Below are 13732 nucleotides of genomic sequence, written 5' to 3' on the forward strand. Positions count from 1 at the left end.
AGGAAATGAGAATCTCACGATGTGCACATCTTCTGATCGCTCCAAAAAGACCCCATTCGCAGATGTCTTCATCATGGGATACCTTCCTGCACTCGAAAGATCAGAGGAGCTTCAACGAGCGTAACGGGACCATCTCGACCTGGATGTGGCGTAGACAGACGTGACAGCTCGGCTTCTGTTTCCTACCGTCACCGTTGAGGTCCGTCCGACGAGCTTGGTAGACAGCCCATATTTCCCGGTCGAGCCACGCTGCACGATCGTAGACTTGCTCGCGATTGTCCTCAGCATTCTCGTGGCACTGACACCCCTGATTACCATCTGTTCAGTCGCGTGCATAGAAACCGACCGTATTACCCCAGAACTAACTACCCGGGCGGCGGCTGCGACGACGGGGCGCGCAGCGAGAGCAATACCGAAACGGACACCCAGAGTCGCCGCACGTATCCCCAGTCCGGCCACCGTACCGACTCCGGGAACAAACATCAGCGCGATCGACGCGACATCCAGCACCGTCAGCCAGTCGACCTCGAACTTGCCCGTGAGGTCGCTCCTCCCCACCGGGTCGGTGGGCCAGACGTAGTCGTTGTCGACGCCGCCCTCGACCGGGTCAACCTGCAGGAACCGCCCCAACGCCGGGACATACAGACGGGCGCCCATCTCGATGACGAGGGCCGACTCCAACGCCTCGGTCAGCTTCTGCGCCCCCTGGTGCCAGCCCGTGGTGCCGTTCACCGCACCGGACTCATTCGCCGCGCCCGTCCCCAACGCCAACGTCGACATGTCCAACGGCTGACCGAACGGGTCGTACAGCTGCACTCCCGAGGACGACGAGCCATCGCCCGTCGTGAGGGTGTGTCCCTGCAAGGACGGGTACGACCACGTCGCCGAGCCCGACGCGGGAATGTCCACCGTCACCCCACCCGGCAGCGACAACAACACGATGACGTCGTCCCCGGAGAGGACCGCCCACGGACTGTCCCCCGCACCCGCGTACACGTACCGAGTCGTCACCTTCGGAGCATCACCCGCCGGATCCACCGACCGCGACACCACGCGCCCGGTCGCATCCCGCACCACAGACACCTTCGAACCGGCATACGTCCGCGTTCCCACGTGACGGTTGTCGGCGTCGTAGGAGAACAGCAGGTCGGACAACCGGGTCGTGTTGCCGCGCACGTCGTACGTGATCTCGTCGGCGCCGAAGCCATCGGCAACATGCGACGCACCGGGCGCCGCACCCCAGACGTTGTTCGACAGCAACCGATCCGCCCAGTCATAGCAGTACTCCGCCGTCACGACACTCGCCTGGGACGCATCCGGCGCCGTATACGCATCGACGTATCTCGTGCGGTTGCCCGATGCTCCGGCCGCCGTATTCGGACCGCATGCACCCGACGACGCGAACTCGTACGACAACTCGTGACCCGGGATCTTCGCCGAGACGAGGCGTCCCGCCGCGTCATACCCGTACCTCGAGTCGAACGACCGGTCACCCTGCCGGACGCGCTCGCGCACGATCCGGCCCGCGTCCGATCGTGAAAGCTCATCGGTGATCGACGCCGCCGATGGGAAAGACCACGTCTGCGCACTGATCGTGCCGCGCCGGTCGTCCCACGTCGCGGCCAACGCCGACCCACCCAGATACGACACCTGGGCGATCCGCTGCTTCGCATCGAACGTCGATGCCGCGTACACCTGCCCGTCGAACGTCACCGTGGTCGTCTTGCCGTCACGGTCGTACGCGAAAGCCGTCGTCGACGACGGTACGCCGGGGCCGGCAGTCATCACCCGCAGGACTCGACTGGTGAGCGATTCGTAAACCGGCGTCGTGACGACACCCCACACGTCGGTGTACGACTCCACCCGACCCAGCAGGTCGGTCTTCGTCGTCGTCGCCGACGTCAGCGACCCGGGCACGGGGGTCCCGGTCACCGTGACCGAGAGTCCCGTAGGAGTCGTCGTGTACGTGGTGGTCACCGTGTCGGTCGCGACTCCCGCGCCTCCGACCGAGACCTCCCTGACGGTTCGTCCGCGCGCGTCGACGGTCGTGCAAGACCACCCCTCATCGCCCGTGATCCGGGTGCCCGCGGCGCGACCCATCACGTCGTACACGTAGGAGGTCACGATCGCCGGTCCACTGTCGGGCGTCGGTCCCGTCGACGACTTCAACATCCCGAACTGGCGCGTGCCGGCCGGCACTCCACACGTGTCTTCGGCCAGTTGCTCCGCCTCGCCGTAGTAGGCGCGCGTGGTGCTCTTGGCATCCGTGATGGAACCGGATGCCGCAGCGGCCGGCAGCGCCTTCGACTTCTGCCGCAGCCACCCGGCGCCGTTGACCGTTTCGTAGGTCGCCGTGCTCTTCAGCGCCAACCCGCCAGGATCGACCGTCACCGCCGACACCTGTCCGACGATCGGGTCTGAGTACGTCTTCTCCGACACCATCGAAGGGGCTGAAGCTCCCAGGACCCTGGTCGAGTCCTCGACCGTGGAACGGGTCACCAGACCGTAATCGGGCCGCAGCTGGGCACCGGGGACGACCTGGAAGGTTCCCGCCCCCGGGGTCTTCCATTGCAGATCGACGCGCGCGCCACCGAGGTTCTCGTAGTACTCGATGCGAAGGCGTCGCACCTCCCCGGCGCGCGCCTCGAACACGTAGCTGTCGGCCGGAGTGGGTCCCTGGTCGACCCACCGATCGATGAGGAGGACATCGTCGAGCCACACCCGGGTGCCGTCGTCACTCATCGTGCGCAACTGTTACGAGCCCGCCTGGGGGAACTCGATCAGACCCGTGGCGCGGAGGGAGAACTCGTCGCTGGAGACGACACCGGGAACGGGCGACCCCCCTCCCCAGTCCTTCTCGAAGGCCCCGTCAGCTCCGCCCACGCCCAAGGCGTACGCCTCGGGCTTGCCCGAGAGCTTGCGCGTCTTGCTGTAGTAGGCGACCTGGAGCCCGCGGAAGCCCTCGTCGTACACCGTGCTCGATTTCGCCGGTGTCACGCCACAGGCGAACGCCACACTCGCGTCACGCACGGGACGCCGGTCGGATGTGAAACAACCCGCGGGGGCCGCGGCGTACGTTTCAATCGGGCGATCGAGGGCGTCGTACACCCGCGTAGACCTCAGCCCCATCGCGTCGGTCGTTGACAGCACGAGATCCTTCGTCGGATGCCACTGCTGCGACGACGTCACCCCGAGCGCGCTCGTGGACGATGTCGACCGCCATGCGGTGTCGTAGGTGACGGTCTGGGATACCCCTTCGAGTCCCGCGATGGCCACCGTGGTTTTGCCGTCGAGGTACGTGTACGTCCGGGACGGACGTTCGGTTCGCGTCACGCCATCGGGCGCCGGGAGAGTGATCGTCTTCGCGCGCGCTCCTTCGTACACGATGCGCGTGGATGCCGGATCGTCACCGCCGTCGACCACCGGGATCGGGATGCTGTCATTCGCCGTGGCATCCCGGATCTGGCTCAGCAGACCGCCGGCGCTGTCATAACCGAACAACGTGAGCTCATCCCCCGGATCCAGGATCGCCGCCAGCTGCCCGTCGACGTTGTAGAACAACCGCGACTCCGAGCCGTCGGGGTACGAGATGCGGCACAGCATGTCGACCGGCGCCTTCGTGTAGCCCGAACCCGATCGCTCGGGACACGAGGACCGATCCCCGTTCTGGTAACCGAACACCACCTTGCGCGTGTACTGGTCAGCGCTTCGGGACACGGGATCGACGACCTCGGTCGTCACACCGTTCGCATTCAGAATGCTCTGCGGCGCGGCGGCCTTCCGCACGTCCTCCGGAGGGGTCGCGGATGCCACGCGGCCCTCCCTGGTGAAGTGATAGACCGTGCCGTCCTCGTCCGTGAAGACCACCCAGCCGTTGCCGTCGAGCGAGAGCACTCCGTACTCGCCGCTCGGCGCCGAGTAACCGCCGGTCGCGACCTTCGTGTACGTGTGCGCCTTGCCGGTGGTATCGGTGAGGACGACCGACGCGTCGGTCACCTGGGCCGAGACCCAGGTCGCGGCCGTTCCCGACAGCGGCACCGAGGCACCCCATCCCTGCGGGAGGACGGAGACCCTCTTCGAGAGCCAGTCCGGCTGGACGTTGACCCACGTGGGGGCGGAGGCGCCGTCAGGGATGTACTCGATCCACAACGCCACGTAGGCGTCGCCGGTCTCTTCGTAGTATTCGATCTGAATCGGCTTCGCCCCTCCCGAGCCGGTGACCGTCGAGGCAGCCGCCGTCGTCCATCCGCCTCCCTGCCACTTCTCGACGAGTTTCTGACCGTCGTAGGTGACGCGGATCCCGTCATCGTGGGTCGCGCCGAAACGCAGGGGCTTGCCGACGAGGCTCGGCGGCAACGTCAGAAACCCCGACCAACGGGCGAGGAAGTGGTCGGCGGGCAGCGCGTCGACAGGCGCGCCCGTCCCCCACTGGAACGACACGGCCGGATCGGTGCGCACCATCGCCGCCGTCTTGTTCTCGAACGTGTACCCGCTCGGCGAGGTGGGAACCGTCCCCGCGACGCGAGCATCGAAATACTCCCCGGTCAGCCCGCGGTTCGCCCCCGCAACCTCCTGCGAGTTGTAGGTGAACGACATCCCCATCGCCCCGCCCAACGTCGTCACCGTCGGCGAAGCGAAGGACACGTTGACGTTGCCGTTGGCCAGGTTCGTGGTCACCGGTCCCGCCGTGTCGTACGGCGAGGGTCCCGATGACCCGAGACGAAGGTCGGTGCGCAGGCGCCGCACCCAGCCGTTCTCGGTGTTCGTATCCTGACCGTCATTGGTCGTGACCGTCCAGGAGTAGACGCCGCCGTCTTGCAAGGTGCCCGCGGGTACCGTCCACGACGCCATGCCGTTCACCGATGTGATCCACCCCGAGGTGACGACCGCCCCCGACCGGGCATCCTGCCCCGTTGCGATCTTGAACTTGTACGTCATCGTGCCGCCGGTCCCGTCGGTGTCGGCGACGGCGCCCACCTGCAGCGTCGGCGTCAGCGTCGTGACGGTGGCGGGTGTCTCGGTCACGGCAGTTCCGGGGGCTGCGGTGCCGGCATCCGGAAGCGGGACGACATTCGTGGTGAAGCTGTAGACCGGCGACTGACGGTAGGTCGACTGTCCCCAGAGGGTGTCGAGGTCATCGACCAGCGAGGCTCGCCAGTAGTACGTGGTGGCCGCTCGGAGGATGCCGGTGGGCATGTCGTACTGACCGCTGCTACTCCAGTCTCGTTTGGCCACGAGATTCGTCATGTTCGCGTCGGTCGCAACCTCGATCGCGTATAGCTGAGAACGGCCTCCCGGATTGGTAGCCCCCAGTGCGAAGTGTGGCGCCAGCGACACGCCTCTCGCGCCGTTCGACGGGATGCCACCCCAGACCGAGGGGTAGTCCCACGACTTGATCCACATGTCGGTCTCGACGCGCTTGAAGGAATAAGAGGGCCCTTCCCACCCACCGATCAGGAACGCGGGTCGGTCGCCGGTGCGGAGTTGGCTCGCGAGTCTGGCGGCGACGCCCTCGCCTTCCGTATCGGCCGACCCCGTATCGATGGTGTAGTTCGCGAGGTGGGGGCCCGTGCCGTTGAAGCCGAACCCGCTGGCATGTTGAACCCACCCCGTCTGCCGCGAGGTCGTGCCGTAGCCGTCGTAACCCACACCGATCTGCGCACCCGCGATGAAGCGGCCCGGGATCGAGCCGTAGTCGTAGGTCACGACAGACCGCCAGTATCGGTTGCCGCTGCCCTCCCGCGTATTACCGACATAGGTCAGCCCGGCGCGCACCGGTCCGTCCGACTTGTACGCCGTGCTCCCGTTCGGCCTCATGACCGTCGGATCGATCCGCACCGGATACACCCGCGCGGGGTCGTGCAGCCAGGCCCGATCGGCGCGCAGGCTGTAGCGCCACGAACCGTCCGACGCCCGCCACAACCCCACCCGCAGCGCCACCTCCGCGTCCGAGGACTCACCGTCGACTCCACTCGAATCGAACGCGACGGGTGTCGGAATCATGAGGATCACTGCACCGTCCTCGTCGGTGAACGTGACGGAGTCCGCCTCCCCGAGCGCCGGCGTCAACGTCCCCGCATCGATACGCCACGTCCACGACGTGCGGCTCGAGGGAGCAGCATCCAGCACGAGGGACTCCTTGACCGCGCCCGCCTCGACGCGGTACTCGAGGTCAGCGCCCGCCGACACATCGCGGTAGGTCAGCTGCTCCCAGTCGTCCCACCACCAGAACGGTGCCGCCACGTCCCCCGGCGCGGCGCCGACGAGCGAGAAAGACACGTCGTGACCGTCGCGCGACACCGTCACCGCGGGAGCCTCGTCGCTCCCCCCGTGGAACACTGGCGCCAGGGGGTGATCGGCGACCGTCCACTCATCACCGAGGCGGGACACCGACGTGTTCACATCGACCCATTCGCCTCCGTCGTCGCGTACTCGCGTGGGCTCGGTCGTGAGGTGCGTGACCGTTCCCCCCGACGGGATGCGGTACTGAGCGGAGTCCTCGGACTCGGCGACGACGTCCATGCCCGACATCGGCACGGAGCGCTTCTCCCACTCGGCGACCGCAGCCGTCCTCTCCGGCGGCGAGACCGGCTCCACGTGCGGCAGGGCATCGACGGCCGCGTCGACCGTCGGCGCAACGTCGAACGATCCCTCGGGAAGATCCGGCTCGACGCCCGGTTCGTCGACGGAGGGAAGGGCAGGGGAATCCGCGGCGGTGACGACAGACACGTCCGCCGGCGGGGTCGCCGCGCGCGCGGCATCCATCGGCACCCCGACTCCCACGAGGAGCGCGAGCACCGCAACGGTCGAGACGAGCGGGAGACGAGAAAGAGCCAGCACGGGCACCCCCGGAAGCCGCCGGCGTGGCGGTCGACGTCGCCTGGATCAGGCAACGCTGATCGTGCACATAGCGTTCTTCCAGGGTTGGCCGCGGACGCGGAAAGACGCGGGTGCCGGCGCCCGAATTCACCCGCGCGTCAACCAGCCCAACCCGCCGGAACATCCGCGCGTCAGCCGGGCGGTCTGCGCGTCCGACCGGTGCATACTCGGTGGGGCCTAGCGTCCCGGCGGGCGGCCGCGCTTGAGCCGGGACCGGTCTGCGCGTCCGACCGGTGCAGATTGTATGGGGCCCTATCGTCCCGATCGCGCGGGCCGGCCGCGGCGGGGGCGCTCCTCCGACAGCGGGAACGGTCTCGCCCCGGCGGTGATCACCGCGACCTCGTCGAGCCAGCGCAGGTCGGCCTCGAGCCGCGCGCGCCGGGCCGCGCGCACGATCGCCGCGGGCACGGCATCCGTTTCCGCCGCCTCCGCCTCGGCCTGGGTGAGCGCCTCGCTCACGGCAGCGCGCTGGGTCGACACGATGCCGCCGATGTCGGCACCCGGCAGCGTGACCGCCAGGGCGATCTTCAGTGCCACGTCGTCGCGACCCTCTGCAAGCGAGGCGGTGGACAGCCACGAGCGCACCTCGGTGCGTCCCGTCTCAGTGGGCTCCCAGAGCACGCGCGCCTCGTCGTCGACGCCGGCACCGGTCACCAGCCCGTCGCGCTCGAGGCGCTCGAGCGTGGTGTACACCTGCCCTACGTTCACCCGCGCGCCCGTGCGCCGCTCGTACTCGGCGCGTAGCTGCGAGCCGTAGCAGGCACCGCGATCGAGGATCGCGAGCAGGCTCTGACGGACGGACACGGGCGCCTCCTGGCGGGTCGGAAATGACTTGCCGAGTATATCGTTCGACGCCGAGGGATCCCCCGACGCGCCGGAGAGCCCCGGCGTAGCATGTGGTCTGACCACACAATCCGGTTCGATCGGAGGCTCCCGATGGAGTGGCTCGACCCCCTCGCCCTCGCCCGCTGGCAGTTCGGGTTGACGACGCTGTACCACTTCCTCTTCGTGCCCCTGACGCTGGGGATGTCGCTGATCGTGGCCGTGTTCCAGACCGTCTGGTACCGCACGGGAGACGTGCGCTGGCTGCACATCACGCGCTTCTTCGGCAAGATCTTCCTGATCAACTTCGCCATGGGCGTGGTCACGGGGATCGTGCAGGAGTTCCAGTTCGGAATGAACTGGTCGGCGTACTCGCGTTTCGTCGGCGACGTCTTCGGCGCTCCGCTCGCCTTCGAGGGGCTGCTCGCGTTCTTCCTCGAGGCGACCTTCATCGGCCTGTGGATCTTCGGGTGGGACAGACTCCCCCGACTCGCCCATCTCGCGAGCATCTGGATGGCGTCCATCGGCGCCACCCTCTCGGCGTACTTCATCATCGCCGCCAACGCCTTCATGCAGAACCCGGTCGGCTACCAGATGTCCGCCGAGGGTCACCGCGCCGAGCTCGTCGACTTCTGGGCCCTCCTCACCAACCCCGTCGCCCTCGCCGCCTTCCCGCACACGATCTTCGCGGGCTGGATGTTCGCCGCCATGATCGTCGTGGCCATCTCGGCCTGGCACGTGTCTCGCGGACGCAACACCGACATGATGCGGAAGACCCTGCGCTTCGGCCTCTGGTCGACGGTGGTGTCGTTCGTGCTCGTCGCCATCGTCGGCGACCAGCTGAGCCTCGTCATGGTGGCCACCCAGCCGATGAAGATGGCCGCGGCCGAGGCGACCTTCAACACCGTCTGCGGAGCGGATGCCTCGTTCTCGATCTTCACGCTCGGAACCCCCGACGGCACCAGCGAACTGTTCTCGATCCGGGTGCCGTTCCTGCTGAGCCTGCTGTCGACGCACTCTCTCGACGGGTGCGTCGAGGGGATCAACGACCTCAACACCCTCTACAGCCAGCAGATGTTCCCGCAGTTCGCCGATCAGGTGGACGGCAACTTCGCCCCGGTGCTGTGGGTCACCTACTGGGCGTTCCGCTGGATGATCGCGCTCGGCGGCGTCGCGGCGCTGGTGTGCGTCGCGGGCCTGTGGGTCACGCGCAAGAAGGCGACCCGCCCGGTCGCGGCGTGGATGTGGCGCGTGGCCATCTGGGCCGCTCCCCTGCCGATGCTCGCGAGCCTTGTCGGATGGGTGTTCACCGAGATGGGCCGACAGCCCTGGATCGTGTTCGGCCTCATGCTCACCGAAGACGGCGTCTCACCCAGCGTCCCCGGCTGGAGCGTGCTCATCTCGCTCGTGGCCTTCACCCTGGTATACGCCAGCCTCGCCGTCGTGGAGTTCGGACTCATCAAGAAGTACGCCCAGAAGGGCCCCGACCCCCTCCCCGACCCGGATGCCGCGCGCGACGACTCCGTCGAGAACACCCCGACCACGGTCTACTAGGAGCACCCCATGGATCTCGCGTACCTCTGGTTCTGGATCGTCGCCTTCCTCTTCGTCGGCTACTTCGTGCTCGACGGCTTCGACTTCGGCGTGGGAATGTCGATCCCCTTCCTCGGCAAGGACGACATCGCCCGCCGACAGATCATCAACACGATCGGCCCCGTGTGGGACCTGAACGAGACGTGGGTCATCGTCGCGGGGGCGGCGCTGTTCGCCTCGTTCCCCGAGTGGTACGCCACGCTCTTCAGCGGCTTCTACCTGCCCCTGCTGGTGATCCTTCTGGCGCTCATCGCCCGCGGTGTGTCGTTCGAGTACCGGCACCAGCGCGACTCGCTCCGGTGGAAGCGGTCGTTCGACCGCATGATCTTCTTCGGTTCGGCGGCACCGGCGTTCCTCTGGGGCGTCGCTTTCGCGAACATCGTGCAGGGCGTGCCCCTGGATGCCGACCACGAGTACGTCGGCACCGTGCTGACGCTGCTGAACCCCTACGGCATCCTCGGCGGACTGACGACGCTGACGCTTTTCTTCCTGCACGGGCTGTACTTCGTCGCGTTGAAGACCGACGGACAGGTGCGGGCCGACGCGCGCCGACTCGCGGGTCGCGCGGGACTGGTGACCATCGTCGTGGCGGCGCTGTTCCTGGCGTGGACCGTCGCGAACGCCGCCGACGCCCCGCTGTTCCTCGGGGTCGTGGGCCTGTCGGGGATCGCCGCGCTGACGCTGATCGGATCGTGGGTGGCGAACAGCCGCGACCGCGAGGGCACCGCGTTCGCACTGGGCGCGGTGACGGTCGTCGCCGCCGTCGCCGCGCTGTTCTTCGCCCTGTTCCCGAACGTCATGCCCTCGACCCTCGCCGAAGGATCGGGCCTCACGATCGACAACGCCTCGAGCACCGACTACACGCTGACCATCATGAGCTGGGCGGCGCTGATCTTCCTCCCGCTGATCCTGGCGTACCAGGGCTGGACGTACTGGGTGTTCCGCAAGCGGGTCACCCGCGCCCGCATCGAGAAGGCCGCGCTGGTGGCGCATTGAAACCCGTCGACCCGCGGCTCCTCCGTTACGCCACCGCCTCCCGCGGCTTCCTCGTTGTCACCGCGGCGATCGTTCTCGCGCAGACCGGTGTCATCGTCGGATTCGCGTGGACGCTCACCGCGGCCCTCGTCGGAGTGATCGAGGGGCGCCCGGTCGAGGAGCTGTGGGGTCACGTCGGGGTCGCGGCATCCCTCGTCGTCGTGCGGGGGCTCCTGATCACGGCCTCGGAGCGCGTGTCGGCGCGGGGGGCCGCGGCCGCATCGCTGCAGCTGCGCGCGGCGGTGGTCTCGGCGGTCGGCGGACTCGGTCCCGGATGGCTCGCGCGGCGGAACACGGCCTCGCTCTCCGTGACCGCGGGGCACGGTCTCGAGGCGCTCGACGCGTACTTCGGCCGCTACCTGCCGCAGCTGGTCGCCACGGCAATCACCATGCCCTTGCTCATCGGCGTGATCGCCCTGGCCGACCCGCTGTCGGGTCTCACCGTCGCGCTGACCATCCCGCTGATCCCGCTGTTCATGGTGCTCATCGGTCTCGCCACGCGCGGGGTTCAGCAGACGCAGTACCGGACGCTGGGGCGCCTCGCGGCGCGCTTCGCCGACACCGTCGCGGGCCTCGGCACCCTGAAGGCGTTCGGCCGGCAGCACCGGGCGGCGGATTCGATCGAGAAGATCACGCGGGACTACAAGCGCGAGACGATGACGGTGCTGCGCGTGTCGTTCCTCTCGGGGTTCGCGCTGGAGTTCCTGGCATCCATCTCGGTCGCCATCATCGCCGTGACCATCGGCTTCCGCCTGCTGGCGGGCGATCTGAGCCTGCTCGTGGGGCTCTTCGTGCTGCTGCTGGCGCCCGAGGCGTATCTGCCGCTGCGTCAGGTCGGCGTGCAGTTCCATGCGGCGAGCGAGGGGGTGGCCGCGACGGAGGAGATCTTCGACACGCTGGATGCCGCGCGGAAGGCCCCGACCCCGGATGCCGCCGACCCGGCGCCCGGATCGACGCTGAGCCTGCACGAGGTGAAGGTCGACCGCGAGGGCATCGCGCTGCCACGAGTGTCACTGTCGGTCGGTCCGGGCGAGGTCGTCCTCGTGAGCGGGCCGAGCGGCGTGGGGAAATCGTCGCTGATCGCCGCTGTGCTCGGTTACGCCGCGCACGACGGCGAGATCCGCGTCGACGGGGTCGCCGTGCCGCACGCGCGCTCGTCGGTGGCCTGGGCCGGGCAGCGGCCGGGGCTGATCTCCGGCACGGTCGCCGAGAACGTCGCCGTGGGCTCGATCGCCGATCCCGGTGCGGTGGCGATCGCCCTGGCCGACGCCGGGGCCGCCGACCTCGACCCCGGCACGCTGCTCGGCGCCGGGGGTGCCGGGCTCTCGGGCGGTGAGGCGCAGCGCGTCGCCGTCGCCCGCGCGCTGTACCGGGCCCGGGTCGTGGGCGCACAGGTGCTCGTGCTCGACGAGCCCTCGAGTGCCCTGGATGCCGTGACCGAGGCGCACCTGTGGACGACGCTCCGCCGCGAGGCCGACGCCGGTCGCGGCGTGCTGCTCGTGTCGCACCGGCGCTCCGCCCGCGCGATCGCCACCCGGGTGATCGACCTGCACCCCGCGCGCGAGTCGCCAAGGTTCGTCGCTTCTGACGGCCTCCTAGCGACGAACCTTGGCGACTCACGCGCGAGGGACGGGGGCCGGGTGTGAACGCCCGGGTGCGCGGCATCCTGAGATCCGCGATGCCGTCGCCGAGGCGCTTCGCGCCCGCGGTGCTGTCGGGCTTCGGCACCGCGGCGAGCGCGATCGCCCTGCTCGCGGCGAGCGCGTGGCTGATCGCGCGGGCCGCGGAACAGCCGCTGGTGATGTACCTGTCGATGGCGGTCGTGGGCGTCCGGGCGTTCGCGCTGTCGCGCGGGGTGTTCCGCTACCTCGAGCGCCTCACCGGTCACGACGCGGCCCTGCATCAGCTCGCCGGAGTGCGCGCCGACCTCGTGCGCGAGATCGTTCCGCTCGCGCCCGACGGCCTCGCCCGTGCACGCCGAGGCGGTCTCCTCTCGAGCGTCGTCGACGACGTGGAGGAACTGCAGAACCTCCCGCTGCGCGTGGTGCTGCCTCTGTCGGTCGCCGCCGTCACCTCCCTCGCCGCCGTCGTCTTCATGGCGCTCGTCTCATGGGCCGCCGCCCTGGTGCTGCTCGGGTGCCTCGTCGTGGCCTTCGCCGTCGCGGTGGCCGTGGGCTGGGCGGCCGGATCACGCGCCGAGCGATCGATCGCGCCGCTGCGCGCCGCGGTCGCCGACGCCGTGCACGACCTCCTCGGGAACCTCGACGTGCTCACCGCGTACGGAGCTCTGGATGCCGCGACCGCCCGCGTCCGCGCCGCCGACGCAGCCCTCCGCCGGGCGGTCGTCCGCCGCGGCGGCGCGCAGGGGCTCACCTCGGGGACCGTGTCGGTGCTCGCCGGCATCGCGTCGCTCGGGGCCTTGCTCGTCGCCGCGCCCGCGCTGACCGGCGGCACGCTCTCGGGGCCCGGATCGGCGGTCGTCGTGCTGCTGCCGATGGCGGTGTTCGAAGTGTTCGGCCCGGTACCGCTCGCCCTGGCGTCGTGGCGACAGGTGCGGGCCGCCGCCGAGCGGATCGCCGAGACGGTTCCCGAGCGGATCCCCGAGGGTCTCCCCCGGGACGAACCGACCTCGACGGGCGCAGCCCCCGCGCTGGGCCCGGGGATCAAGCTCCGCGGCATCCGGGCCCACTGGCCCGCACGGGGCGACGCCGACGGTGACACGGGGCGGCTGGTCGACGTCGACCTCGCCGTCGACCCCGGTGAGCGCGTGCTCGTCACGGGCCCCAGCGGCGCGGGGAAGACGACGCTCGCGCACGTGCTCGCGCGGTTCCTCGACTACGAGGGGTCGTACACGATCGGCGGCGTCGAGGTGCGCGACCTCTCGGGCGACGACCTGCGGCGCACCGTCGGACTCATCGAGCAGGCCCCGCACCTGTTCGACGAATCGGTGCGGCAGAACCTGCTGTTCGCCCGCGAGTCGGCGACCGACGCCGACCTCTGGGACGTTCTTGCCCGCGTCGGGCTCGACTCCTGGGCGCGCGAGCGCGGCGGCCTCGACACCCCCGTCGGCGACCGCGGTGCGCTCGTCTCGGGTGGGCAGGCGCAGCGCCTCGCCCTCGCCCGCGCGCTGCTGCGCGGCTTCCCCGTGCTCGTGCTCGACGAGCCCACCGCGGGCGTGGACCCCGCGGCATCCGATGCCCTCCTCCTCGACCTGCTCGGAGCGGTCGGTCGCGATCGGGCGGTGGTGCTGGTCTCGCACGTCGACGTGCCCGAGGGGCTGGTCGATCGCGAGGTCCGTCTGGCGGGCGGGCGGGTGGTGGCGTCCCTGCCGTCACCGCGTTGAGTGTCCAGAACACGCGGAGCGCTTCGAGGGACGTCGGCGTGTTCTGGACACTCAACGGGG

Annotated in this window: 7 protein-coding genes; 4 read left to right on the forward strand and 3 right to left on the reverse strand. The window is 69.2% G+C overall.

Translation table 11 applies throughout. The annotated features are described in order from the left end of the window. Positions 1-111: 111 nt before the first annotated feature. The 3 genes from QRO03_RS03645 to QRO03_RS03655 all read right to left on the reverse strand — a co-directional run bounded on the left by QRO03_RS03645 (position 112) and on the right by QRO03_RS03655 (position 7683). Positions 112-2742, reverse strand: coding sequence for a PA14 domain-containing protein (locus QRO03_RS03645; RefSeq protein WP_285136160.1), 2631 nt, complete (start codon positions 2740-2742; stop codon positions 112-114). A gap of 12 nt (positions 2743-2754) precedes the next feature. After that, entirely contained in the window at positions 2755-6840 is a 4086-nt protein-coding gene (locus tag QRO03_RS03650) for a PA14 domain-containing protein (RefSeq protein WP_285136161.1), read from the reverse strand. A 291-nt stretch (positions 6841-7131) separates the two neighbouring features. Next, entirely contained in the window at positions 7132-7683 is a 552-nt protein-coding gene (locus tag QRO03_RS03655) for a PadR family transcriptional regulator (protein ID WP_285136163.1), read from the reverse strand. 132 nt (positions 7684-7815) lie between these two features. On the opposite strand from QRO03_RS03655, the gene QRO03_RS03660 reads away from it, so the two are divergent. The 4 genes from QRO03_RS03660 to cydC are packed head-to-tail and all read left to right on the forward strand — an operon-like array spanning position 7816 to position 13672. Beyond that, positions 7816-9255 (forward strand): cytochrome ubiquinol oxidase subunit I, encoded by a 1440-nt coding sequence (locus tag QRO03_RS03660; protein ID WP_285136164.1) that lies wholly within the window; start codon positions 7816-7818, stop codon positions 9253-9255. Positions 9256-9264: 9 nt separating this feature from the next. Next, positions 9265-10290, forward strand: coding sequence for a cytochrome d ubiquinol oxidase subunit II (gene cydB / locus QRO03_RS03665; RefSeq protein WP_285136165.1), 1026 nt, complete (start codon positions 9265-9267; stop codon positions 10288-10290). Continuing rightward, positions 10287-11975 carry a thiol reductant ABC exporter subunit CydD gene (cydD, locus tag QRO03_RS03670; RefSeq protein WP_285136166.1) on the forward strand — a complete coding sequence of 563 codons (1689 nt, stop codon included), beginning with the start codon at positions 10287-10289 and terminating at the stop codon, positions 11973-11975. The genes cydB and cydD overlap by 4 nt, the downstream gene beginning before the upstream one ends. Further along, positions 11972-13672, forward strand: a complete 1701-nt coding sequence (cydC, locus tag QRO03_RS03675; protein WP_285136167.1) for a thiol reductant ABC exporter subunit CydC — start codon at positions 11972-11974, stop codon at positions 13670-13672. The genes cydD and cydC overlap by 4 nt, the downstream gene beginning before the upstream one ends. Positions 13673-13732 lie beyond the last annotated feature (60 nt).

It is taken from the genome of Microbacterium sp. lyk4-40-TSB-66 (assembly GCF_030209475.1).
Classification (GTDB): Bacteria; Actinomycetota; Actinomycetes; order Actinomycetales; family Microbacteriaceae; genus Microbacterium.

What these genes read in the sequence shown, in the direction of transcription:
- QRO03_RS03660 (WP_285136164.1), top strand. Translation starts at nt 7,816, where the DNA reads ATGGAGTGGCTCGACCCCCTCGCCCTCGCCCGCTGGCAGTTCGGGTTG.
- cydB (WP_285136165.1), top strand. Translation starts at nt 9,265, where the DNA reads ATGGATCTCGCGTACCTCTGGTTCTGGATCGTCGCCTTCCTCTTCGTC.
- QRO03_RS03645 (WP_285136160.1), bottom strand. Translation starts at nt 2,742, where the DNA reads ATGAGTGACGACGGCACCCGGGTGTGGCTCGACGATGTCCTCCTCATC.